The sequence below is a fragment of the Sorangium sp. So ce131 genome (genome assembly GCF_051519095.1).
In the GTDB taxonomy this organism is placed as follows: domain Bacteria; phylum Myxococcota_A; class Polyangia; order Polyangiales; family Polyangiaceae; genus Sorangium.
Map to the genome: position 1 here is coordinate 2,141,752 of NZ_CP150455.1, position 24,636 is coordinate 2,166,387.

At 72.6% G+C, this 24,636-nt stretch carries 18 protein-coding genes; 9 read left to right on the forward strand and 9 right to left on the reverse strand.

All coding sequences use genetic code 11. The annotated features are described in order from the left end of the window. Positions 1 to 250: 250 nt before the first annotated feature. Positions 251 to 2,227, forward strand: a complete 1,977-nt coding sequence (locus WMF43_RS07820; protein ID WP_437678731.1) for a serine/threonine-protein kinase — start codon at positions 251 to 253, stop codon at positions 2,225 to 2,227. A 52-nt stretch (positions 2,228 to 2,279) separates the two neighbouring features. After that, a complete protein-coding gene (locus WMF43_RS07825; protein WP_437678732.1) occupies positions 2,280 to 3,509 on the forward strand; it encodes a glycoside hydrolase family 113 in 1,230 nt (409 codons plus the stop codon). 29 nt (positions 3,510 to 3,538) lie between these two features. Here WMF43_RS07825 and WMF43_RS07830 read toward each other — a convergent pair whose 3' ends face one another. From WMF43_RS07830 to WMF43_RS07850, 5 genes are all read right to left on the reverse strand, one after another. Beyond that, a complete protein-coding gene (locus WMF43_RS07830; RefSeq protein ID WP_437678734.1) occupies positions 3,539 to 4,969 on the reverse strand; it encodes an ATP-binding protein in 1,431 nt (476 codons plus the stop codon). Positions 4,970 to 5,181: 212 nt separating this feature from the next. After that, positions 5,182 to 5,934, reverse strand: a complete 753-nt coding sequence (locus WMF43_RS07835) for a hypothetical protein (protein WP_437678735.1) — start codon at positions 5,932 to 5,934, stop codon at positions 5,182 to 5,184. Beyond that, a complete protein-coding gene (locus WMF43_RS07840; RefSeq protein WP_437678737.1) occupies positions 5,934 to 7,010 on the reverse strand; it encodes a nucleotidyltransferase domain-containing protein in 1,077 nt (358 codons plus the stop codon). The genes WMF43_RS07835 and WMF43_RS07840 overlap by 1 nt, the downstream gene beginning before the upstream one ends. Positions 7,011 to 7,058: 48 nt before the next feature. Then, positions 7,059 to 7,955, reverse strand: coding sequence for a hypothetical protein (locus WMF43_RS07845; protein ID WP_437678738.1), 897 nt, complete (start codon positions 7,953 to 7,955; stop codon positions 7,059 to 7,061). A gap of 93 nt (positions 7,956 to 8,048) precedes the next feature. Next, the gene (locus WMF43_RS07850) at positions 8,049 to 9,182 is read right to left on the reverse strand and encodes a hypothetical protein (RefSeq protein ID WP_437678740.1); all 1,134 of its coding nucleotides are present in this window, start codon (positions 9,180 to 9,182) and stop codon (positions 8,049 to 8,051) included. 500 nt (positions 9,183 to 9,682) lie between these two features. Between WMF43_RS07850 and WMF43_RS07855 the strand changes: the two genes are divergently transcribed. After that, positions 9,683 to 9,937, forward strand: a complete 255-nt coding sequence (locus tag WMF43_RS07855) for a hypothetical protein (RefSeq protein WP_437678742.1) — start codon at positions 9,683 to 9,685, stop codon at positions 9,935 to 9,937. An 84-nt stretch (positions 9,938 to 10,021) separates the two neighbouring features. Further along, the gene (gene glgX, locus WMF43_RS07860) at positions 10,022 to 12,154 is read left to right on the forward strand and encodes a glycogen debranching protein GlgX (RefSeq protein ID WP_437678744.1); all 2,133 of its coding nucleotides are present in this window, start codon (positions 10,022 to 10,024) and stop codon (positions 12,152 to 12,154) included. 79 nt (positions 12,155 to 12,233) lie between these two features. Here the strand turns inward: glgX and WMF43_RS07865 are convergent, their stop codons facing one another. From WMF43_RS07865 to WMF43_RS07880, 4 genes are all read right to left on the reverse strand, one after another. Then, on the reverse strand, positions 12,234 to 13,553 hold the full coding sequence (locus WMF43_RS07865; RefSeq protein WP_437678746.1) for a GNAT family N-acetyltransferase: 1,320 nt from the start codon (positions 13,551 to 13,553) through the stop codon (positions 12,234 to 12,236). Positions 13,554 to 13,558: 5 nt separating this feature from the next. Beyond that, positions 13,559 to 14,452 carry a serine/threonine-protein kinase gene (locus WMF43_RS07870; protein ID WP_437678748.1) on the reverse strand — a complete coding sequence of 298 codons (894 nt, stop codon included), beginning with the start codon at positions 14,450 to 14,452 and terminating at the stop codon, positions 13,559 to 13,561. A gap of 216 nt (positions 14,453 to 14,668) precedes the next feature. Continuing rightward, positions 14,669 to 16,438 (reverse strand): Rieske (2Fe-2S) protein, encoded by a 1,770-nt coding sequence (locus tag WMF43_RS07875; RefSeq protein ID WP_437678750.1) that lies wholly within the window; start codon positions 16,436 to 16,438, stop codon positions 14,669 to 14,671. A 172-nt stretch (positions 16,439 to 16,610) separates the two neighbouring features. Continuing rightward, positions 16,611 to 17,777: an RtcB family protein gene (locus WMF43_RS07880; protein WP_437678752.1), complete on the reverse strand. Its 1,167-nt coding sequence runs from the start codon at positions 17,775 to 17,777 to the stop codon at positions 16,611 to 16,613. A 194-nt stretch (positions 17,778 to 17,971) separates the two neighbouring features. Here WMF43_RS07880 and WMF43_RS07885 point away from each other — a divergent pair, with 194 nt between their 5' ends. The 5 genes from WMF43_RS07885 (at position 17,972) to WMF43_RS07905 (ending at position 24,309) form a co-directional block, all read left to right on the forward strand. After that, a complete protein-coding gene (locus tag WMF43_RS07885) occupies positions 17,972 to 19,945 on the forward strand; it encodes a beta-L-arabinofuranosidase domain-containing protein (protein WP_437678754.1) in 1,974 nt (657 codons plus the stop codon). Positions 19,946 to 20,182: 237 nt separating this feature from the next. After that, the gene (locus WMF43_RS07890) at positions 20,183 to 21,469 is read left to right on the forward strand and encodes an FIST signal transduction protein (protein ID WP_437678756.1); all 1,287 of its coding nucleotides are present in this window, start codon (positions 20,183 to 20,185) and stop codon (positions 21,467 to 21,469) included. 35 nt (positions 21,470 to 21,504) lie between these two features. Then, on the forward strand, positions 21,505 to 21,894 hold the full coding sequence (locus WMF43_RS07895; protein ID WP_437678758.1) for a tautomerase family protein: 390 nt from the start codon (positions 21,505 to 21,507) through the stop codon (positions 21,892 to 21,894). A gap of 513 nt (positions 21,895 to 22,407) precedes the next feature. Continuing rightward, positions 22,408 to 22,653, forward strand: coding sequence for a hypothetical protein (locus WMF43_RS07900; RefSeq protein ID WP_437678760.1), 246 nt, complete (start codon positions 22,408 to 22,410; stop codon positions 22,651 to 22,653). Between the two features lie 126 nt (positions 22,654 to 22,779). After that, positions 22,780 to 24,309: an amidohydrolase family protein gene (locus tag WMF43_RS07905; protein WP_437678762.1), complete on the forward strand. Its 1,530-nt coding sequence runs from the start codon at positions 22,780 to 22,782 to the stop codon at positions 24,307 to 24,309. The last annotated feature ends 327 nt before the right edge of the window (positions 24,310 to 24,636 follow it).

The window sequence follows — 24,636 nt, forward strand, 5'->3', positions numbered from 1 at the left end:
CGCGCCTGTCGACGCCGGCGCCAACGCCGCCCCGCGCGCCCGACCGCGACGCTGCGCCGCGCGCCCGACGTCGGCGCGCTGGCAGGGGACACGGAAGGCGGGCCCGCGACGGGTTGCCGTCGGCGGCCGTCGGTGACCGTCGTCGACCGATTGCGGAACCTTGCGGAAAAAAACGCGGCGCGGCAAATCTGCTATTCACGGGAGAGGGTTTGACGCCGCGACGAAGTTCACGGACACATGGGGCAGTGCGTTGACGTCGCTGAAAGCCAGAGGAGAGGATCGCGCGGCCCCGCGGGAGCGGACCGACGCTGACCGTGCGCCGCGGGCGGCCCAGGGGGACCCCTCCGGTCAGGAGGTCGTCGCCGGCAGGTACGTCGTGGAGGCGCGGATCGGCGTCGGCGGGATCGGCGTCGTCCAGCTCGCGACCGACCGCGAGTCGGGCCGGCGTGTCGCGCTGAAGCGGGTCGACCCCAGGATCGCCGAGAGCAGGCCCGCCGTCGATCGGCTGCTCCGGGGCGCGCGCGCCGCGCGCTCGCTCTCGGGCAGGTACGTGGCGCGGGTCCTCGACGTCGGGAGCGACGGCGCCGCGCCGTTCATCGTCACCGAGTACCTGGAGGGGTGCAACGCCACGAGCTACCTCCAGCGCCGCGGTCCGCTCCGGGCCCGCGAGGCGGTGAAGTACCTCCTGCAGGTCTGCGAGGCCGTCGCCGAGGCGCACGCGAAAGAGCTCCTCCACCGCGACCTCAAGCCCGAGAACGTGTTCCTCAGCTTCGGCGCGGACGGCGCGCCGAGCGTGAAGGTGCTCGACTTCGGCGTCTCGGCCATCGCCTGCGGCGTCGAGAGCGAGGGGCCGGGCGCCGCCGCCGCGGGCGCGATGCGCGGCTCGCTGCTCTACATGGCCCCGGAGCAGATGCGGTCTGCGGGCGGCATCGACGAGCGCGCGGACATCTGGTCGATCGGCGCCATCGGCTACGCGCTCGTCTGCGGCGTGAGCCCGTTCGAGGCGACGAACGAGATCGAGATCTGCTCCCGGGTCCTGAACGAGCCGCCGTCGCCCATCCCCGCGCGCGTCGAGGTCGGCGGGCTCAAGGCGGTGCTGCTCCAGTGCCTCCAGAAGGACCCGGACGCCCGCTTCCCCGACGTCGCGAAGCTCGCCTTCGCCCTCGCGCCCTTCGGCCCCGAAGGCGCCGAGGACGCCGCCGAGCGCGTCTGGGAGGTGCTCCGCGAGGACGAGACCGTCCGCATGGCGAAGCCCGCCCCCGAGCCGTCGATGGAGGACGAGTGGGCGCCCGACACGCTCGCCGACCTGCCGCGGATGTCGCCGGACGATCTCATGCGCGACCTCGAGTCCACGGCGAAGTGGAACGCGCCCGACGGAAACCGCGTCTCCTCGGAGATCACGCTGGTGTCGCACGCCGGCGCCTCGTGGGACGGCGGCGAGGGCCTGCGGCCGAGCCGCGCCTCGGCGGCCGAGGTCGTGACGGTGAACGCGCCGGCGCTCCCCGCGGAGCCGCCCGCGCGGGGGAAGAGCCAGCCGGACGCTGGCGCGTCGTTCCCGATCCCGCTCGACCCCAGGGCGGCGCGCCGCGCCTCGTCGGCGCCGGCCGAGGCGGCCTCGGCCGAGGCGGCGCCGTCGCCCTGGCCTCGCCGGCTGGCGGTCGCCCTCGCGCTGCTCGGCCTGCTCGGCGGGATCGGCGGCGTGTGGATGCTCGTGCAGGGGAGCGCCTCTCCGGCCGGGCGTGCCGCTCCGGCGGCGAAGGGCGTGGCGAGGCGCGCGGCCCGGGCGGCGAGCGCGCTCGCCGGGGCGACGCGGCCGCTCGCGCCTGCCCCGCCGGCGCAGGACGAGCCGCTCGCGGCGCCGCCGCCCGCGACCCCACCGGAACCCGAGCCCGCCGCCGGCCCGGCCGGCGAGCCGCCGCCGGCGGGGCCGTCGCCCGGCGGGTTCCAGGGCGAGGCGCGGCGCCCCGACGCCATCTACGACGAGGTCGAGCGCGAGCGGCGGCGGCGCGAGAAGATCGAGCGCGAGCGGCGGTGGATCGAGGAGACCGAACGCGCGCGGAGGCTGCGCGAAGAGGGCAAGCCGCCGCGGCCGCCGGCGCCGACGCCGCAGGAGCCCGAGCGCGCGTCGCCGGGCGAGGAGGGCGGGCGGACGCAGCCGGCGCAGGAGCCCGAGCGCTCGCAGCCGGCCCAGCCGACCGAGGGCGCGTCGCGCCCGGCGGCCGAGTGACGACCGCGATGCCGCGCGCCGCCTGCCTGGTATAAGGCGGCCCGTGCCATCGATGAGTCGAGAGGGTCGTGCGCTCGCCCGAGCCGCCGGCGGCGCGCTCGTCGCGGCCGCGGCCATCGCCTGCGGGCCGCTGCGCCCGGCGAGCGCCGCGCCGCCGATCGCGCCGGCGCACCTGCCGTACGGCGCCGCCGGGTGGGCCGAGTCGGGCTGGGGCGGCGTGCGCGGCGTGACGATCGGGCCGATCGAGAACCAGCGGCACCCTGGCCGCGGGTACGGCACCGCCGCGAGCGCCCGGGCCATGGACGAGGCGGCGGCCATGGGCGCGACCTGGATCAGCCTGACGCCGTTCGGCCGCGTGTGGGACGGCAAGGGGACCGGCGTCCACCTCGTCTTCGAGGCGCCGTTCGAGGAGAACCGGCGCAACGTGCTGGCCGCCATCGCGCAGGCGCACGCGCGCGGGCTCAAGGTGCTGATCGTCCCCCACCTCTGGGTCGAGAGCGGCGAGTGGCGGGCGCTGATCGACCCGGGCGACGACGCCGGCTGGGCGCGCTGGGCCGAGTCGTACCGCCGCTTCCTGCTCGCGTGGGCCGCGGTCGCGCGCGAGGGCGGCGCCGAGATGCTCAGCGTGGGGGTCGAGCTGCGGAGCTGGGTGACGACGCCGCGGGCGGCGAGCTTCCTGCCGATCATCGAGGCGGTGCGCCGCGTCTACCCGGGGCTGCTCACCTACTCGGCGAACTGGGACGACGTCGAGCACACGGTGATCTTCGACGCGCTGGATCTCATCGGCATCAACGCGTTTTACCCGCTGGCGGAGCGCGAGGGCGCGTCGTTCGAGGAGCTCCTGCGCGGCGGCCGCAAGGTGGCGGCCGGGGTGGACGCGGTGGCGCGCGCGTGGGGCAAGCCGGTGCTGCTCACCGAGATCGGCTACACCACGCGGCGCGACCCCGCGGTGCGCCCCTGGGAGTGGCCCGACCGCATGAAGGGCGTGGTGATCGATCAGCGCTCGCAGGCCGAGGCCTACGCCGCGGTGATGGCGCCGTTCCTCGACGCGCGCACCTGCGCCGGCTTCTTCGTCTGGCGCCTCTACGCCGATCCGGACGACGTCTCGCAGGAGGCCGAGTGGGGCTTCTCCCCGCGGGGCAAGCTGGCCGAGCTCGTGCTGCGCGACGCGTTCACCGCCCGCTGGGCCGCCGATGGCCCCTGGCTGCCCGGCGACGCGCTCGGCAAGCACCGCGCGCGCACGCCCGGCGTCTTCGGGTGGGAGCTGGATCCTGACGAGTGAGCGGGGGACCCCCGCTCTGCTCGGAGCTTTCAGGGGGCACTGCGCGGCGCCGACGGCAGGCGCAGGGTGAAGGTCGAGCCGTTCCCGGGGGCGCTCGTCACCTCGATGCGGCCGCCGTGGGCCTCGGCGATGCGGCGCGCGGCCCACAGGCCGAGGCCGGCGCCGGAGGCCACGCCGCTCGACGACGGCGCGCGGCCGTAGCGCTGGAACAGGTGATCCTGGTCCTCGGCGGCGATGCCGACGCCGCCGTCCGAGACCGCGATGGCGACCTCGGCGCCCTCGCTCGTGACGGAGACCCGCACGGCGCCGCCGTCCGGCGAGTACTTGATCGCGTTCGCGACCAGGTTGTTCAGCACCTGCTCGATCCTCAGCGGATCGCAGCGCAGCGGCACCGGCTCCCCGGGCAGCGACAGGCTGAGCTCGTGCGCGGTTGCGGTGGGGCGGTAAAGCTCCACCACGTCCCTTGCGAGCTCCCGCGCGTCCCGCGCCTCGTAACGCAGCTCGAGCTCCTCGCCCTCGAGCCGCGCGAAGTCCATGAGGTCCGTGAGCATGCGATCGCAGCGCGCGACCTCCTGCCCGACGCGGGCGAGCATCGCCCTGAGCCTCTCTTCGGGCGGGAGGGGCCGGTCCGGCCTCAGCCGGTCCACGGTGAGCTTCAGCGCGGTGAGCGGGTTGCGCAGGTCGTGCGCGACGCTCGCGAGGATCCCGAGCTGCTTCTGGCGCTGCTCCGCCAGCGCGGCGGCCATCTCGTTGAACGCGACGGCGATCTCGCGCAGCTCGTCGAGCCCGCCCTGCGCCGCGCGGACGTCGCGCGAGCCCGCGCCGTAGCGGTCGATCGCGGTGCGGAGCGCGAGGAGCGGACAGTAGACCTGCTTGCCCACCTGCCACAGCGCGACCACGATCCCGACCAGCAGCATCAAGGCCGCCCCGACGCTCATCACGTCCGACAGCCGGTTCACCTCGTCGACGCGGGCGCGGGCGAGCCGCGCCTCCGCGAGCTTGGTCACGAGCAGCCGCTCGAGCGCGGCGTACGTCGCGTCGACCTCGGCCTGCGTCGCCATGTACGCCGCGGCCGGTGGGAGGGCCTGCCCGTCCGCCCGCGCGCGCGCGGCGAAGTAGCCCGCGACCTCGCGCTCCACCGCCTCGAAGTAAGCGGCGTTCTCCGCCGTCACCGGGTTCTCGCGGAGCTCTGCGAGCCAGCGCTCGAGGTCGCCCTTCGCGGCGTCGCGCGCGAGGGCATGCTCGGGGCCCTCGGTCAGCGCGGCGCGGATGCTCTCGCGTTGGTGGACGAGCAGATCGACCTCCAGCTCCGTGATCGACCGCACCTCCCGGACCAGGTTGAAGAGCCGCGCCCCCTCGCGGTTCATGTAGCGGGTGCCGAGCATGAGGCCGCTCGCCGTCAGCAGCGAGATGGAGGCGAGCATCGCGGCGCTCGCGGCCGCCAGCGTCTTCAGCTTCATCGTGGATTCCCTGGTTCCAGAGTGTGCGCGCCGAAGCCGCGAGGATCGTAGCGCCGCGACGGCCCCCGGACCGCCGGGCAGGCGCCGTGTCGGCAGGCGCCGTGTCCTCCAGGGCCATCGCGGCGCGGCGACCTCGCCGCCGCGCCCTCGTGTTGATGCCGGCGCCCCCGCGACGGCGGCGCGCCCGGGTCAACCCGGCGCTGCGGCCGCGCTCAGGCGGGCCGCTTGCCCGCGCCGCCCGCGCCGCCCGCGCCGCCCGCGCCGCCCGCGCCCGCAGACGTCGACAGCGCGGCGCGCGCGATCTCCATCTGCCGCTCCATCTCCTCGAGCGTCGCCGGCGCCTCGAGGATCAGCGCCGCGTCGCCCGGGATGTGGGCGGCGACCCGCTGGAACGCGTGCGCCGCGCTCTGGCTCACGGCGTCGTGGCGGCTCCCCGCGTTCACCTCGCTCACATGGAGCTGCGCGAGCCGCGGCCGGTGCTCCTCGACCAGGAAATAGGCCTCCGTCATCGTGCGGTCGACCTGGTGCGCGTGGCCGATGTCGAAGCAGAACGACGCGTCCGGCAGCGCATCGAAGAACGGCCGGAGCTCCTCCACCGTTCGACCCGTGCGCTTTCGCTTGTCCATGTTCTCGATCGCGAGCATCCCGCCGAGCTGCCGCCAGGCCCCGAGATCGTGCACGGTGTCGGGGTGGAGGATGATCCGGAAGCCCCGCGCGGCCACCTCGGCCATCGCGTCGGCGACGGCGCGCTCCTCGGCCGCGTCGAAGCGGCTCGGGGCGTGGAACGACAGGGCCTGGTACCGCGTGAGGTCCAGCGACCCGAGCAGCCCGAGCAGCGGCCTGAGCTCCGAGAGCCGCAGCGCGGAGAGCTCCACGGCGGTCGCGGAGCTCCCCGCGAGCATCGCGAGCGCGCGCTCGACGTCGCTGAGCGCGAGCGCGCCGGTCGAGTAGCCGATCGGCCGCATCAGAACACCCCGTACATCTGGATGAGCTTGCGCAGGTCCTCGTCCTCCTCGAAGAAGAGCCGGTTGAGCCCGCGCTGGAACTCGCTGCCGAGCTTCCGCACCCGCCCGAAGGTCTCGTCCGTGCCGAGCTCGTCGAGCGGCAGCTGCTTCAGCCGGCCGCGCTCCTCCTCGTTCGACAGGAGCGCGAGGAACGCGTCGTAGTTGTCGAACAGGATCCGCGCCGTCTCGGCGGTGATCGACGGCCGGAGCAGCACCTCGGCCAGGCTCGCGAGGGGCGTCACGCGGATGCGCTCCCTCAGGAAACGCACGAGCGCCGGCGTCGAGACCCGGTCGCCGTCGCCGGTCCACGCCCGGTCCTTGCCGAACAGCTCGAAGCTGAAGCACGTGATGAGGCCGCTCACGAAGATCAGCTTCCGCGACATCCTGAGCTTCGCGTTCCGGAGCGCCCAGCCCGAGCTGCGCTCCCGCTGCTTGTAGACGAAATCGACGGCGACCGTGCGCCAGTACCGGACGATGTCGTTCAGGAGGAACATCGGGATGAGGTGGCGCTTGCTGCCGTAGAGCAGCCCGCGATCGTCCTCCACGTAGCGCGAGAGCACGAGCCGGAGCACGCGCTCGTGGGCGTCCGGCTTCCCGATCGCGAGCGACTCCAGGAGCAGCAGGATGCGCTGGGTCGTGTTCTTGTTCGTGTCCTCCTGCCCGCCGATCTGGTGGAGGATCGGGTGGCTGAACGCCACGTTGCCGAACACCCCCGTCGGGCCCGGCTCGTGGAACTTCTCGTCCTTCAAGATCTTCGTGATGGCCCGGACCTGGCTGAAGTGCCCCTCGTCGGCCTGGCCGTCGATGAGCAGCGTCCAGTCGAGATCGCTGCCGGTCGTGTACTCTCCCCGGGCCAGGGAGCCGAAGACCACCGCGCTCGTGTCGCAGGGGATCTGCTCGCGGAGCAGCGCCGCGAGCCGCGCCCGGGTCGCCGCCGAGTGCCGCGCGGCCGCCTCGATGTTCGGCCACGTCCGGCCCGCCTTCTCCGCGAGCCGCTCGATGGCGCCCCGCGCCGCCTCACCTTGATCACTGGTCATCGATCGTCCCTGGGTGGGCGCCCGCCGCGGCCGCCGGGGAGCCGCGCCTCACGCTCCGCCGTCGCCCTGGAGCGAGATCCCGAACCATTCTTGCACCAGACGATGGCTCTCGGCGAGGCGTTCTCGGTAATGAGGCGTCCCCTCGAGCGCCGCCTGCTCGAAATCGACCCAGTAGAGGGCGCCCGTCTTCTCGCCGATGAGCACGTTGTTGAGCTTCACCTCGATCGGGGCGACGCCGCGCGTGTTCATCGCCCGGACGATCTCCTCGATGCGGCCGCGGTAGGCGTCGCCCCCGCTGCCCGCGAACGCCTCGATCTCGCGCCGGTCGCGCTCCGGATCGTGCAGCTGCCCGAGCGGCGCGAGGTCGATGTCGAGCACCTTCCGCCCGCTCTCGGCGATCTTGTGCTGCAGCGTCTGCCCGCGCACGTAATCCATGAACAGGGTGCGCGTGGCGAGGTGGAGATCGCGAATCCGCGGCACGCTGGGGAGGTCGCGCAGGCGGAGGAGCGCCGTCGCCTCGTTGTAGAAGGACATGCCGACCAGGGTGAGCAGGTGCGCGCCCGCCGGCGCGCCCTTCGGCTGGCCGATGAAGCGCTTGCGCACGCACACGTAGCCGCCGCGCAGCACGATGTGCAGCCGGTAGCGCATGCGCGGCATCTTCTGGTTGCGCCGGTTGAAGAAGGCGACGTCGGCCGGGTGGAGCGCGAAGGCGAAGCCGTCCTGATCGATCTCGGCGAGCACCCTGTCCCCCGGGCCGAGCTCGGCGACCGACGGGATGTCGCCCGGGGTCACCGCGTCGGGCACCGGGAGCGGGTTCTCGTCGAGCCGCCGCGCGAGCAGCGCCCGGACCGTCTCGAGCCGCACGGCGAGCAGCCTCGCCGCCGCGTCCATGCCGGGCACGCGGCCGAGGACCTGGTCGAGGGCGCGCCGGAGTTCAGCGTTCATGCCCGTCTAGTAGCCGTTTCCGCGCCAGATCAAAAGCCGAAGCGGCGGCGCTCCCCGGCGGGAGCGCCGACTCGCGGCCTCGGGTTCATCGCCTCAGCCCGCGCAGGGCGGCGGCGTGAGCCGGTAATCCCGGTAGTCCCCGGGATTGCCTGTCTTCCCCTCCAGCGCCGCGATCGCGATGTTGTACATCTCCCGCGCGGTCACGTAGTGGAGCACCCACTCCTTCCCGTCGTTGTACCGGGTGGTGAGCTCCCGGTGCAGCGTGTGGCTCCCGGCGCCGAGCAGCGACTCCGCCTGATCCTCGGGCGCGCCGTGCGTGTACACCTTGACGAACACCCACTCGGGCCTCCCCTCGATGTGGATGTTCTGATCGACCCACGTCTTCACCCGGTCCGGCGTCGGCGGGTCGACCGCCTGGAGCGCGCCGTACTCCATCCGCACGCGCACCTGGCCCCCGCGGCGCGACAGCGCGAGCGCGAGCGGGCCCTCGATCATCAGGATGCGATCCTCCAGCACCTCGCCCACCTTGGCCCGCGCCCCGACGGTGTGGGCCTTCCGGCGCGCCAGGTTGCCGGTGGGCCAGTAGATCTGGTTCACGATGCCGTGCTGCGACTCGTCGGGGGCGGACGGGAACGTGTAGTCGGCGTAGCAGCCCGTCTCGAAGAGCAGCGGCAGCTCCGCGTCGACTCCGCAGTTGCGCGAGTCGCGCCCGGAGTTCGCGAGGCACCAGTTGCCGTGGATGAACCCATACCGCATGCGCCCGTCGGGGCCGCGCGAGAAGTGCCCGTGTCTCCCCAGCGTCTCCAGGTACCTGAGGAGGTCCGCGCGCAGGTTCTCCTCCGTGTCGTTGTGGTGGTGCAGGTGCAGCTCCACCTCGCCGAAGCCGCCGCGCGTGAGATCCGCCAGCGCGTCGAGCCACCCGGGCGTGTACTGCTCCCCCGGAAAGAAGAAGCTGTGGCGCGGATGGTGGCCGTCGGCGTCGCGGTAGGCGCCCGCCATCTCCGGATACCGCTCCGCCCACGCCTTCACGCGCGCGTCGCCGACCTCGGGTGTGGCATTGCCCCACCCAGGCTCCCAGTGATCGCAGACCGCGAAGAGGAGGTGCCGCGGGCCGCTCGGGCGGGGCGCGCGCGCGTTCTCGAGCCTCTGCCGGGCATAGCCGCCCAGCCAGTTGTGGAGGTTCTTCTTCTTGATCTGCTGGATCTTCGCCTGGAGTGTTCCGATCATGAGCTCTCTTGACCCCGGCGCGTTGAGCGGCGGCCGCCGCGGTCGCGCCGGATACTAACCTGCCCCTCCGGGCGCTGCTACCGCCCCCCTCCTGGGCCGGCGTCGCGGGGGCGAGCCCCCCTTTGGCTCACGTCCCCCTCGCCGGGAGCTGCCCCGGGTTCGCGGCGCCCGTCGCGCGGGCCCGGCGCGAGCCGCGGCGTCGCTACCGTCCAGGACCATCGAAGACCGTCCAGGACCGTCCTGGACATGAAATGCAAACTTTCTGCCGGACGGCGCGCGGTGTGCTTACATTTTTGAAGCCTGGCTTCCCGGCGAGCGCCTGGAGGCGGATGTGGGAGACAAATCGCCCCACCTGTGGCGATTTTGTTGGCCCGGGGATCCATGCCGGCACACCGGCATGGCTTCCCCGGTAGGCGGACTCACCAGTGCCGTCGTGGCACGAGGTTTGTCTACACGGCACGTTGGACCGTAGGCATCCCCGAAATCCCAAGGAGCCAGGCATGATTTCAACCACGATGACGCCGACCGAAGAGCTGATGTCCCTCCCTGCGCGGAGGACTTCCATCGAGTCATCTGCCTCCGTGGCGGAGGCGTGCGAGCTAGCCCGGCGGCTCGCAGACATGATCGAGCGGCTCAGGATGTGCACTCCGGACGGCGGTCAGGCCCAGACCCTTCGCGTCGCGGAGGGGATGGCGCGGAGCGTGGTGGATGCCATGTCCGACGTCCTGCACAGCCGGCGCGCCCACGTCGCCTAGCGCAGCAGCACACCGAATCTCACAGCACACGCCTAGCCCAGCAAGGCCGAACGGGGGGGTACCCGGCCTGGAGACCACCAACACATGATCTACAAGCGCAAGGGATTGCGACCCGGCGACCCGTACCCTCTCGGCGCGACATGGGACGGTTCTGGAACGCAGTTCGCGCTGTACTCGGAGAACGCTGAAGCGGTCGAGCTGTGCCTCGTCGATGACGAGGGCGTCGAGCAGCGCCTCCCCGTCCGTCACCGCACCTCGTACGTCTGGCACGTCTACGTCCCGGAGATCGGACCGGGGCAGAAGTACGGCTACCGCGTCCATGGCCCGTGGGCCCCCGAGCGAGGGCTGCGCTTCAACCCGCGGGTGCGTCTCCTCGATCCCTACGCGAAGGCGCTCGCGTCGCGGGTCCAGTGGAACGCGAACTCGTTCGCCCATTGCACCGGAGAGGAGGACGGAGATCTCCGCATGTCGGAGAACGAGGCGCTGGGCGCCCCGCTCGGCGTCGTCGTCGATCCCTCCTTCGACTGGGGCTCGGACCGGCGCCCGTACGTCCCCTTTCACCGCAGCGTCATCTACGAGGCGCACGTCCGCGGCCTGACGATGCAGCACCCGGAGATCCCGGAGGAGCTCCGCGGGACCTACCTGGGCATCGCCCACCCGGCGATGATCGGCTACCTGCGGTACCTCGGCATCACGGCCATCGAGCTCCTGCCCGTGCACGCCTTCGTGCACGAGAAGTTCCTGCTCGACAAGGGGCTCAGGAACTACTGGGGATACCACACGATCGGCTTCTTCGCCCCCGACGTGGGGTACCGCGCCGGCAACGAGGTCACCTCGGAGATCCGGCAGTTCAAGGAGATGGTGAAGGCGCTCCACGCCGCGGGCATCGAGGTCATCCTCGACGTCGTCTACAACCACACGGCGGAGGGCAACCACCTCGGGCCGACGCTGAGCATGCGCGGCATCGACAACCCGACCTACTACCGGCTCGTCCCGGGCAACGAGCGCTACTACTTCGATTACACCGGCACGGGGAACACCCTCAACGTGCGGCACCCGCAGACGCTGCAGCTCATCATGGACTCGCTGCGGTACTGGGTGCTCGACATGCACGTGGACGGGTTCCGGTTCGACCTGGCGGCGGCGCTGGCGCGAGGCCTCCACGACGTCGATCAGCTGTCGAGCTTCTTCACCATCGTCCACCAGGACCCGGTGCTCAGCCAGGTGAAGCTCATCGCCGAGCCCTGGGACGTCGGCCCGGGCGGGTATCAGGTCGGCAACTTCCCGGTGCGCTGGGCCGAGTGGAACGGCCGTTACCGGGACACCCTGCGCGATTTCTGGCGCGGCGCCGGCGAGACCGCCTCGGACCTCGGCTTCCGGCTCACCGGGAGCAGCGACCTCTACGAGAACAGCGGGCGCAAGCCGTACACGAGCGTCAACTTCATCACGGCCCACGACGGCTTCACCCTCGCCGATCTCGTCTCGTACAACCACAAGCACAACGACGCGAACGGGGAGGGCGGCTGCGACGGCGCGGACGACAACCGATCGTGGAACTGCGGCGCGGAGGGTCCCACGGACGACCCCGAGATCCTCCGCCTGCGGTCGCGGCAGATGCGGAACCTGATGGCGTCGCTCCTGTTCTCGCAGGGCACGCCGATGATCCTCCACGGCGACGAGCGGGGGCGCACGCAGGAGGGGAACAACAACGTGTATTGCCAGGACGGCCCGATCTCGTGGCAGCCGTGGACGTGGGACGAGCCGTCCCGTGCCCTCCTGGAGTTCACGCGCAAGTGCATCCGCATCCGGCACGAGCACCCGGCGCTCCGGCGCTCGACGTTCTTCAAGGGGCGCCCGATCCGCGGCGGCAAGACCTACGATATCCAGTGGTACCGGCCGGACGGGGAGCTGATGACGGACGAGGACTGGGCGAACCCGTGCACGATGTGCCTGGGCGTCTTCCTGTCGGGAGAGGGCCTCGAGGACGTGGACGAGGCCGGCGATCGGCTGGTCGACGACGACTTCGTGCTGCTCCTGAACGCGTCCCACTGCGACCTGAGCTTCCGCCTCCCCTTCGGCGACGACTCCAGGCCGTGGCAGCTCTTCCTGGACACCTCCAACGACGACGCCACCGAGCAGCGCAAGGGAGAGGAAGAGACGCAGCTCATGGCCCGCTCTCTGAAGCTCTTCCTCCGGACCCGGCGCATCACCGCCTGAGCGCGGGGCCTGAGCTTCAGTGCGCTGAGCACCGAAAACGTCGAGATGGGCCCGTATCCGCAGCGGGTGCCCGCCGCTCTCAGAAGGCGTTGAAGGCGCCGAGGAACAAAGGGGGGCCGGCGAACGCCGCGTCGAGGAGCGCCGCCGCCTTGGCGCTGCCCACCACAAAACCCTGGCTCAAGAGATCGCGCGCCGAGGTGGCGCCGAAGTAGATCTGCGTGAGCCGCTCGATGGAGAGCGAGAGCCGGTCTCCGGCGGTGCTGCCGGGCGCCGTCTGGACGCCGCGCGCGGCGAAGGTGACGTCGAAGGCGCGCGGGACGTCCGTGAACACCGGATCCTCGACGTCGAGGCCGATCGTGCCGCGGATGCCGTGCTTCCGCGGCGCGGGGTGGAGCGCGAGCGCGGCGGCGACGTCGACGATGCGGCCCATCGCGCCGGCCGCGGTCAGGCCGAGGACGTTGCGGCGGTGCGCCACGTTCGGGGGCGGACCCAGGGCGGGGTGCCGGGCCGCGGTGTCGTACAGGATCGGGTCGTCGCGGATGCCCGGCTCGTCGAGCAGCGGCGCGCCGTAGCCGCGCGGGAGCACGAGCTCCACGACCTCGTACTGGTCGCCGAGCGCGCCGAGGAAGCCGATGAGACCCCGGTACGCGCCGGACGTCGGCGCGCGGAGCTCGCGGACGAGCAGGTGCTGCACCCCGTAAGCCCCGCCCTCCGGGACGTCGAAGAGCAGGTAGCCCGCGATCGCCTTGGAGCCGGGATCGATGTAGACCGCCCCGCTGGAGGAGCGCTTGAAGACGCGCACGTCCCACCAGTACTCGCTCCGCTTCAGCTGCCCTGTCGTGTCGGCGCGCGCGACGTCGTAGGCCTGCTTGATGAGCGGCTCGTCCCGCGGGCGGGTGAAGGCGCGCACGTGGCGGCGCAGCACCGAGTCCGGGAGCCGGTCCGGCGAGGTGCGCACGACGTCCCGGAGCTCGCAGACGCCGTAACCGAACCTGCGGTAAAACGAGAGCCGGATCGGGTGGAGCAGGGTGAGCGCCTCGCCGCGGCGGCGCATGCGGCGGAGGCTCTCCCGCACGAGCCGATCCGCGATGCCGCGCCGGCGGAACTCCGGGAGCACCGCCACCGACGCGAGGCCCTGGACGGGCACGTCGGCGCCCGCGAAGCTCATCGTCAGGTCGAGCGAGGTGGCGTGCCCGACGATCTGGCCGTCGGTCTCCGCGACCATCACGTTCTCGATGGCGAGGTGCGCGTGCTCGGTGAAATACCGCAGCCAGGCCTCGGGATCGCCGGCCTGGAACGCGCGGTAGGCGACCGTGGCGAGCGTGCCCTCCTCGCCCTTGCGGGCGCTGCGGAACACGAGCTCATGGTTCGAGCGGCTCGGGATGCGGGCGCGCGCCATGAATCCTAGCTCGCCTTGTCGGGCACGCGCGCGCCCGGCGCCCCGGGCAGCTGCCCGGAGGCCCGGCGCAGCGCCTCGGCCATCTCCCCGGCGGAGCCGAAGCGGTCCGCGGGATCCCGGGACAGGGCCTGCACGAACCACGCGTCCACGGCGGGCGTGACGTCGGCGCGGCGCGCGCTCGGGAGCGGAAAGACGCCGACCCGGATGGCGTCGAGCAGCGCCTCGAGCCCGCGCTGCTCGAACGGCGGCGCGCCGGTGAGCGCCTGGTACGCCATCACGGCCACGGACCAGAGATCCGAGCGGCCGTCGACGCCCTTCGGGTTGAAGAACTGCTCCGGGCTCATGTAGACGAGGTTGCCGACGACCGCGCCCGTGGCCGTCAGCGTGGTGCCGTCGGGGTCGAGGTCGCCCCGGGCCACCCCGAAGTCGAGCAGCTTGACGCAGAGCCTCCCGCCGGCGTCGACGAGGAAGACGTTCTCGGGCGTGATGTCGCGGTGGACGATCCCGAGGCCGTGCGCCTCGGCGAGCGCCTCGCAGAGCTCGGTGACGAGGGTGGTCGTCTCCTCGAGCGAGAGGCGGCCGGCGCGGGCGAGCCGGTCGGACAGCTCCTCTCCGCGGAGCAGCTCCATCGCGATGTACGGGAGGCCGTTGTCGGCGACGCCGTGCTCGTACACCTCGGCGACGTGAGGGTTCTTGATCCTCGCCATGAGGGCTCCCTCCCGGTGAAACCGGGCCACGGCGACCGGGTCGATCGCGAGCGAGGCAGAGATGAATTTGACGGCGACTTCCTTGCCGAGGTCGCGGTGGTGCGCCGTCCAGATGCTCCCGACGCCCCCCATGCGGAGGAGGCTCACGAGCCTGAGGTGCGGCGCGACGTGGTACCCTGGCTCAAGCCGCATGGCGCGTCCGTAGCATGAAGGTTCCTCCTGTGGCCAATCCGGGGGACCCAGCGCGGCGGGCAGCCGCGTGCCGCGCGCGTCGCGCACGGAGCGGGAGGCGCGCCGGGCGCGGGAGGCGCGCGGTCCATCGCCGCCCGCGCCGCCCGCGCTCGCGCCCGCGCGCTCCCGCCGCCGAGGGCGGCCGTCCGGGGGGGCCGTCCGTGGGGGGCCCGCAGCTCAATAGAGCCCCTCGGGCGGCCGCCCGTCGCGCATGAACTTCCTCGCCACCGCCGCGATCCGCCGCACGTGGAGCTCCCGCCGCGCCGGGGCGAGGTAGGCGAGCAGCGCCTCCAGGTAGGCGCCGTCCGGCTGCGGATCGGCCGACTCGAGGCGCCTCAACGCCTCGAGCGTCTTCACGGCGTGCGCCGTGAAGATCGGCCTCACGGCGGCGTCGAAGGCGGCGAAGGGGGCGAGGTCGGCGTACGCGCGGAGGCGGCCCCCGGCGTCGAGCTCCCGCGCGATCGCGAGCGCCCCGCCGACGTCGCGCGCCTGCACCGCCTGGAGCAGCGTGCCGGGGGGGCGCGGCGTCGGCGCAGGCGGCGCGGGCGGCGCGGCGGCGTCCGCGTCGCGGAGCCTGCCGACGAAGGCGGCCGCGAGCACGGCGAGCTGCGCGGCCTCGCGCGGGAGCGCCTCGCGGCCGAGCGCGGCCGCGGCCTCCGCGAAGGTGACCGCGTGGGTGACGTCGAGCACGGTGACCTCGGCGTCGAGGCGCTGCTCCCAGGCCGCGTCGAAGCGCGCGAGGCGCACGGCCGCGGCGTGGCCGACGGCCCCGAGCAACACGAGCGGGGCGACGCCGCGCTCGAGCCAGCGGACCGCCGCCTCGGCGGCCGGGCGCTCGCCCGCGAGCACCTCCGCCTCGAAGGCGGCGCGCTCCGCCGGGTCGAGCGGCGCCGGCGCCGCGCCGCCCGAGCCCGCGGGGCCCGGCGAGGACGACTCGGCGAGGCGCGCGAGCGCGGCGCGCGTGGCGGCGAAGGGGGGCAGGCTCGTGTCGGCGGTGGCCCACGCGAGCTGCACCGTGGAGGCCGCGAGGACCTCCTCGGCGGCGGCGGGGAACCGCCCGGTCAGCTCGATCGCCTTGGAGAGGAAAATTGCGCCGTGGCCGTAATCGTAGAGGTGCTGGACGAGGAAGGGCAGGAGGGCCCGGCGCGCGCCGGCGGCGCCGCGGACCTCGACGAGCTCGCGCATCCGCGCCTCGGCCTCCTCGCGCCGCTCCGCCGCGAGCGCCTCGCTGACCTTCGCGGGGTCGTCGTGCTCGAAGTCGGCGAGGCGCGCGAGCGGCGAGCGCGCCCCGGCCTTGCCGGCGCCCTTGCCGCGCGGGCCGAGCCGCGCCGACGCCTCGCCGACCGCGTGGGCGGCGACCACGAAGCCCTCCTCGGGCGGCACCCAGCCGCGCTCGATCCAGGAGCAGAGATCGGCGAGCAGCGCGAGGCCGTGATCGAAGCCGTACTCGGCCCGCTCCGCCCCGTCCTTGGCGAGGACCTCGAAGGCGAGGTGGAGGCTGCCGAGGCCGGTCTCCTCGCGGTGCAGCCCGAGCGCGCCGAGCCGGAGGCCCTCGCGCAGGGCGCGCGCCGGGTCGTCGCGCAGGACGGCGTCGCGCAGGCCGGCGACCAGGCGCCGCACCTCGGCCGCGGTGTCGACGGCGCGGTTGAGCTGCACGCGCCCCCCGTCGACCCGCGTGGCGTAGCGCCGCACCGGCTCGCCGCCGAAGGTGCAGGCGCCCGAGGCGACGTCGAACTTCCAGTTGTGCCACGCGCACGTCAGCACGCCGCCGCGCAGCGCCCCCTGCGAGAGCGGGTACCCCTGGTGGGGGCACCGGTCATCGAGCGCGTGGACCTCGCCGCCCCGGAGGACGCAGGCGAAGCGCCGGCCCTCGCCGTCCTTGCGCAGCACGGGCGTCTCCGCGGGGAATTCGGAGAGGGGGCCGAGATCGATCCAGTCCGGCTTCATGGCGTCTCCACGCAGCGGCGCGCCCCGGCGTGGCGCGCGTCGCGGCCGCCGCGCGATGGTAGCCGAGAGCGGGGCGGGAAGGGACCGCGAACCGGTGCGCGCCGTCGAAATGGCCCCGCCGGGCGGCGCGCCCTCGCGCGGGATCGCGCGGCGGCGCGGGCGCGGCGGGCGCTCACCCCTTCACGCACATCACCTGCCGCAGCTCGGCCACGACCTCGACGAGATCGCGCTGGTCCTCCATGACGCGCTCGATCGGCTTGTAGGCGGAGGGGATCTCGTCGAGCACGCCGCCGTCCTTCCGGCACTCGACGCCGGCCGTCTGCGCGGCCAGGTCCTTGACGGTGAAGCGCCGCTTCGCCTCGCCGCGGCTCATCTTGCGCCCGGCGCCGTGCGACGCGCTCTCGAACGCCTCGGGGTTGCCGAGCCCCCGCACGATGTAGGAGCGCGTGCCCATGGAGCCGGGGATGATGCCGAGCTCGCCCTTGCCGGCGCGGATCGCGCCCTTGCGGGTCACGAGCACCTCCTCGCCGAAATGCACCTCCTCGGCCACGTAGTTGTGGTGGCAATAGATGGCTTCCTGGATCTGGAGATCGGGGAAATGCCGCCGCAGGGCGCCCTCGGCGAGGTGGAACATGGCCTCGCGGTTCGCCCGCGCGTACCGCTGCGCCCAGAAGAGGTCGTGCCGGTAGGCCTTCATCTCCGGCGTGCCCGCGAGGAACACCGCGAGCTCGCGATCGGGCAGATCGCGGTTGTGGGCGAGCTTCTTGGCCGCGGCGATGTGGATCTCGGCGAGCTCCTTGCCGATGTTGCGAGAGCCGGAGTGGAGCATCAGCCACACGCGGCCCTCCGTGTCGAGGCAGAGCTCGATGAAGTGGTTGCCGCCGCCGAGCGTGCCGAGCTGACAGCGCGCCTTCGTGAAGAGGCCCTGCACCTTCGGGGTCAGGCTCTTGAACTCCTCCCAGAGCGGCAGGTCACCGAACCCCTTCGGGGGGGCGTCGTGGGAGGCGAACCCGACGGGGATGGCCCGCTCGACGTCGCTCCGGATGCGCTTCAGGTCGTCCGGCAGGTCCGACGCGGTGAGGTTCGTGCGGAGCGCGCCCATGCCGCAGCCGATGTCCACGCCGACGGCGGCCGGCGAGACGGCGCCGCACATCGCGATGACCGAGCCCACGGTCGCGCCCTTGCCGAAGTGGACGTCGGGCATCGCGGCGACGTGGTGGAACACCCAGGGCAGCGCGCTGATGTTGCGCAGCTGCTCCAGCGCGACCGGCTCGACCTCCTCCGGCCGGGTCCACATCTTGATGTCCACGTTCCTGCCCTTGATCTGCGCGGGTCCCATGCCGGCAGGATAGCGCGCGGCGCCGCGCGCGCAGCGCCGGCCGCGCGCCTGCGGCGCCGATGTGATCCATGGCTGTGCGGCGGCGCGGTCGCGTGTGCTCTTCATTCACCCCGAGATCTCGTGTGACCGGATCGGCCTTGCGGGGCCTCGGGGTTGCTGATACCCGTCGAAGCGCGGATTCCGGGGACTCGTTCATGCCGTCTGCACGCGCTCTCACCCTCGCAACCCTGGCGGCGCTGGCCGCCGTGTCCTCGACGCTCACGATCGGGTGCGAGCGCCCGAAGCCCAGCGAGGACGCCGCGGCGAGCAAGCCGGCCGCGTCGACCGCCGCCGCCGAGGCCGGGAAACCCGAGGCACCGGGCGGCCGGAAGGGCGCCGCGCCCCCGGACGACGGCCGCTTCGCCGCCCAGATCGCGGCGAACCTGCCCCGGGTGCCCGACCCGGGGATCGTGCTCCCCGAGGGGGGCGGCGCCGGCGCCGAGCTCGACAACGGCACCTTCCGCGACCGCGTCATCTCCTTTGTGCGCCAGGTGGCCGCAGGCCCGGACAAGGTGACTTGCGATCTGTCCCTGTCGTCCAAACGCCCCTTTCGCGCCGTCGTGTGGGCCTATCAGGACGGGAGGCAGATCGCCCGCGGCGAGGCGCTCGACGCGGGGCTCTGCGTCGCGCTGAAGGACGCCACGCGCCGCGCCGTCGCCGCGGCGGGCGGCGAGCCCGCGGCGGTGGCCGGCGCGCGCTTCGTCGTCGATCTGCCGGATCACCATCACGCGATGGTCGAGCACCAAGGGAAGGGCCTCGAGCTCACCCACGGCCTCGTGCCGGTGCGCGCGCTCGACAAGGCGCTGCTCGCGCGGCGCATCGAGGACGGCAAAGGATACCTGCTGCGCGTCATCGACGCGCAGCACAAGGGCGTCCACAAGTACTACCACGCTCCCGTCGATCGGTTCGAGCCCGAGCTGCACACGATCTACACCGCGTCCACGGCGCTGACGCTGCTGAAGCTGCACGCCTACAAGGCCGACGAGCGCCTGCTCCGCGCCGCGACGGAGGCGGCCGGCTTCATGATGAACATGCAGAGCCGCGACGTGCGCGACCGCACGGCGGGCGGCTTCTTCTATGCATTCGATCTGGAGCGCAAGCGGCCCGAGCCCCGGCTGGTCGTCGGCACCGCGTCGAAATCGATCTTCACCCTGCTCGAGCTCCACGCCCTGACGAAGGACAAGAAGTACCTGGAGTCCGCGGTGCTGGCCGCCGACTGGCTGGTGGCGATGCAGCGGCCGGACGGCACCGTGCGCTCGGCCCTCAGCGGGAAGGAGGGCGGCGCCTGGAAGGTCCAGGGCAAGGAGTCGACGCTCTACACCGGGCAGGTCCTCTCGGCGCTGTCGCGCGTCTACCGGGCCACGAACAACAAGAAGTACCTCGACGCCGCGGGGCAGACCGCGGACCACCTGCTCCGCAAGATCGCGACGAAGGGCTGTTACCTCGGCGACGATTACCGGAAGCCGAACCCGATCTCGAGCTCGTGGGCGGTCCTGTCGCTGCTCGATTTCGCGAAGGCGACCGGCGACGCGCGCTTCGAGCAGACCGTGTTCCGCTGCGCCGACGATCTGGTCCGGCGGCAGTGGCGCCGGCCCGAGGACGCCTACCGCTACGGGCGATGGAAGCGGGCGATGTCGAGCAGCGGCAACGGGTGGCTCGCGGAGGTGCTGTCGGAGGTGTACCACTTCTGCCGCGAGAAGGGCCGGGACGGCTGCGACAAGTACAAGGACACGGTGGTCGCCGCGATTCGGTTGCTCCTGCAATACACCTACGGACCGGACAACTCGTTCGTGGTCAAGAACCCGCAGGCGGCCGCCGGAGGGGTGTTTTGGAGCGTCCGGGATCGTTACGTGCGCACCGACTCGGTCTGCCACGCGATGAACGCGTACCTCAACGTCATCGGCGAGCTCGGCGACGGCCCGCTGCTGGAGCTGCCAGAGCGGCCCCTCGCCGAGCGGATGGCGCTCGCCGCGGAGACGGCGGGGCCCGAGGAGGTCGCCGGGCTCTCCGAGGAGGAGCGCGAGGAGGTGGCCGCGGAGGGGGCCGAGGCGCTGCCGGGGCCGAGGGTCGAGGACCCGGACGACGACGAGGAGGGCGCCGACAAGGGGCCTGCGTCGCGGCGACCCTGACGAGGGGCCGCAGGGGTCGACGAGGGGCCGTCGGAGGCGACGAGGGGCCGTCGGGGGCGCCGCGCACGGCCTCGAAGGAGGCAGTCGTCGGAGCCGGCCGCGGCTTGCAGAGGGCTTTGTACGACCTGATCCGTTTTTTTGCGTGCCGTTGAATCCGGACGGAGCCGGCGCGGGTTCGTGTATATGGATCGGACGAGATCGTCCCGACCGGGGGAATGACAGGAGGTCAAGAGGCCGATGATCCAAAACGAGGTGAACACCGCAGGCGGCAGCCACGCCGGGACCCGGGAGGCTCCGCAGGCAGACCGCGTGGGCCCGGAAGGCGCGGAGGGCAAGATGCGGATTGCCACCGCGTCCTCCACGGCGGGCGCGGCGGGCGCCGCGTTCGATGAGGCCATGTCCGCGCTGCGGGCGAGCCTCGGCAGGGAGCCCGACCATCTCTTCTTGAGCTACACCGAAGCCTACGACCTCGGCGAGCTCGCGCGCGCCACCGCGGCGCTCCCGGCGTCTGTTCGTGTCCACGGATCGAGCTCGTGCCTCGCGGTGATGACCTCCGCCGGGGTGCACGGCGGGTCGGGTCCAGGCCTGGCCCTGCTCGGGATCGCGGACGCGCAGGGCGCCTCGGGCGAGGCGGCGGAGCCGATCGGCGAGTCGCCGCGGGCGGCCGCGGCCCGCGCGGCGCGCCGGGCGATCGAGGACGCCGGCCGCGCCGGCGAGGCGCCGCGGCTGTTCTGGCTCACCGCGCCCGTCGGCGTGGAGGAGCAGATCCTGCTCGGGATCGAGGACGCGGTCGGGCCCGACGTGCCCGTCTTCGGCGGCTCCTCCGCGGCGAACTCCCTGGGCGGGGTGTCGTCGCAGCTCGAGCGCGGGCTGGCGCACCGCGACGCCGTGCTGCTCTCCGCCCTGTTTCCGTCGGGGGAGGTCTCCTGGGCGTTCAGCTCCGGGTACACGCCCACCGAGCACCGGGGCTGGGTCACCCGCTCGGAAGGGCGGCGTGTGGCCGAGATCGACGGGCTTCCCGCCGCGGAGGTCTACAACCGCTGGACCGGCGGGAGGTTCTCCGCCCAGCTCGGCGGCGGGGACATCGGGGGGCCGAGCGCGTTGTGCCCCCTCGGCCGCCCCTCGGGCTGGTCGGGCAAGGTCCCGCAGTACCTGCTCATCCATCCGAACGCGGTGGAGAAGGACAACGCCCTGACCTTCGGCGTGCACATCAACGAGGGGGACGAGCTCGTGCTCATGACCGGCACGCGGGAGAGCCTCCTCGGCCGCGTGCAGTCGCTGGCGGGCGCCGCGCTGGAGGCAGCGCGTCCCTCGTTCCAACCTCAGGGCGCGCTGGTGATCTTCTGCGCGGGGTGCATGCTCGCCGTCCGCGAGGACCTCGACCGGGTGGTCCAGGGGGTGGCCGCGGCGCTCGGGCCGATTCCGTTCCTCGGGAGGTTCACGTTCGGCGAGCAGGGGTGCTTCGTCCGGGGGAAGAACCGCCACGCGAACCTGTCCATCGCCATCGTCCTGCTCGGTCAGTAGCGCCGCGAGCCGCGCGTGTATCCAGGAGAGTCTCGATGTCTCAAGTGAAGGTCTACGGAATCAAGGAGAAGCTCAATCCGGTCAAGGAGAGGCTGTCGAAGGTGATCCACGCCTGCGTCATGGAAGCGCTGCAGCTCCCGGCGGACAAGCGGGCGCACCGCTTCTTCCCCATGGAGCCGGAGGACATGCTGGCGCCGGGCGGGCGCACGGACGCGTACACCATCATCGAGATATCGATGATGACGGGGCGCAGCGTGGAGACGAAGAAGAAGCTCGTCCGGCTCCTGTTCGACCGGATCCGGGACGAGGTGGGCATCGACCACCAGGACATCGAGATCTGCATCTCGGAGTCGCCGCCGCACGACTGGGGGTTTCGCGGGATGCACGGCGACGAGGTCAAGCTGAACTACAAGGTCAACCTCTAGGGACCTCGCCGGGGGAGGTCGCCCCTGGGGGGTGCCGAGCCTGCGGCTGCACCCGCAGGGGGCCTGTCGTCGTCGCGGAGCCAGGGACGGCGAGGCCGGAGCACGCACCTCGCCGACAGCCAGTCGCCTGCTGCTGGAGCAGCACCCCCGCAGCAGGGGCCTGCTGCGGGGGCAGCAGGGGGACGTCCGGTATAGCGGATCTATGTCTTTCGGGGCGGACATAAGCCTGGCACGCTGCATGCTCTGACGGGCGGGGAGCAACGTTCGTCGATTTGCTCCCCTGATGAGGTGCGCGGCGCCAGCTGCGTTCCGCTGAGCTTCCTTCGCCACCGGGAGGTGTCCGGTCTTCAGGACCTCTCCACCTCTCCCCCGGAACGGCTCTGGAGAGAGCGGGCGCGGCCGCGACGCGGAGCGCACCTGCGAAGCGTTCGTCCGGCCTGCTCTGCTGGTCGCGGCGGAGGCTTGGCGCGTGTAGTGCAACGCGTCAGGGGGATAGCGCACCTGAAGGCAGCCATGAAACACCCAGTGATCGCGATCGCCGCGATTCCACCCGTCTCCGCCAGCACGATCATGAAGAGCGCTCCCGCGGGCGCGCCGGCCGTCGTGCGGTCTCGCGTCGCGGAGGGGGGCACGGGGGTGTGCGGGCGGCATCCTTCGCTCCCCGGGCGCTCCCCGCGCCGGGCGCTCCGCCGGAGCTCCAGCCACCTCGCGCGATGGATCACCTCGCGCTGTCCGAGCGCCGCGGTCGCGGCGCTCTAGCTCGAAGGCCTCTCACGTTCGCAGGACAGAGGCAGCGCGCCTGGTCGAAGCGCGCCGCCTCATGAGCACGGCTCGCGGAGCGCCAGCGTCGCTGGCGGCCGCGCGGCCGCACATGGAGAACTCATCATGAGCGTCACATCCTCTCACCTCTCGCTGAAAGACGGCAAGAAGTCCTCTCGCTCGCGGGCGGTGCGCGAAAAGCTGGACTACCCGGTCATCGACACCGATCTGCACACGATCGAGTTCGCCCCGATCCTCGAGGACTACATCGCGAAGTACGGCGGCGCGAAGTACGTCGACGAGTTCCGCCAGGCGATCAACCGGGGCTTCGGCTACCTGAGCAACGAGTGGTACGAGCTCACGCCCGAGCAGCGCGCGGCGCAGCGCGCGGTCCGCCCGCCGTGGTGGGCGCTGCCGACCAAGAACACCCTCGACCTCGGCACGGTGTCGCTGCCCAGCCTGCTGCACGAGCGGCTCGGCGAGTCGGGGACGGACTACGCCGTCCTGTTCCCGAACGTCTCCACGTTCGCCACCCACGTCGGCAAGGAGGATCTGCGCCGGGTGCTGATCCGCGCCGTGAACGCGTACCACGCCGACGCTTACCGGCCGTACGCCGACCGCCTCACGCCGGTCGCCGCCATCCCGCTGCAGACCCCGGAGGAGGGCGTCGAGGAGCTCGAGTTCGCCGTGCGGGAGCTCGGCCTCAAGGTCGCGCTCATCCCGGGCAACCTCCGCCGGCCCGTCCGGGCGGTCGCCGAGAAGTACCCGTTCCGGCACCACCCGGACGTCGCGAAGCACGCGAACTGGCTCGATACGTTCGGCGTGGACAGCGAATACAACTACGACCCGTTCTGGGCCAAGGCGGTCGAGCTCAAGACCGTGCTCACCACCCACTCGGCGGGGATGGGGTGGACGAGCCGCAGCTCGGTGTCGAATTACATGTACAACCACATCGGCCACTTCGCCTCCGCCTCCGAGGCGCTCGCGAAGTCGCTGTTCTTCAGCGGCGTCACCCGGCGGTTCCCCGACCTCCGCGTCGGCTTCCTCGAGGGCGGGGCGGCGTGGGGCGCGACCCTCTTCGCCGACCTCGTGGGCCACTGGGAGAAGCGGAGCGGCAAGGCCGTCCAGAACTACAACCCCGACCTCATCGACGCGAAGCTGCTCTACGCGCTCTACCAGCAGTACGGGGGGCAGGAGGTCGCGGCGCGGCTCGGCGACATCAACGCCGTGCTCGGCGGGGCGCTCGGCGTGTCGAACAACTCGCGCCGCCAGCCGCAGGACCCGGCCGCGCTGGACGACTTCGGCGCGGCGGGCATCGAGCGCATCGAGGACATCCGCGACCGGTTCGTGCCGAACTTCTACTTCGGCTCGGAGGCGGACGACCCGACCGTCGCGTACGCGTTCAACACGAAGGTCAATCCGCTCGGCGTGCAGCTCAACGCCTTCTGGGCGTCGGACAGCGGACACTGGGACGTCCCGGATCTCACCGAGGTCCTCGCGGATACCTGGAGCCTGGTCGAGCGGGGGGCGCTCACCGAGGCCAACTTCCGCGACCTCGTCTTCACCCATCCTTACAACTTCTTCGCCGGCAAGAACCCCGGCTTCTTCGCGGGGACTGCCGTCGAGCAGAAGCTGCCGAAGAGCAAGGCGGCCTGACCGGACAGGCACCGCACGGGGCCGTCGAGCGCGGCCCCGTGCGGTCGGTGATTCTGAATCTACGAGCCCCCCTGGACCCAAACTTCATGCGTCTGCTTGACCGTTCAAGAACAGCTGTCTCCACGATCCTTGCGACCGCCGTCGCCCTTTGCGTCACCCAGGCGAGCGCGCAGAACCCGCCGGGGCAGCGCCCCGCGCAGGCGCCCGGCGGCGCGGCCCCGGCGCAAGGCGCCGCAGCCCCCGCTCCCGGTGGCGCTGGCGCGGCCCCCGCTCCGGGCGGCGCTGGCGCGGCCCCCGCTCCGGGCGGCGCTGGCGCGGCCCCGGCTC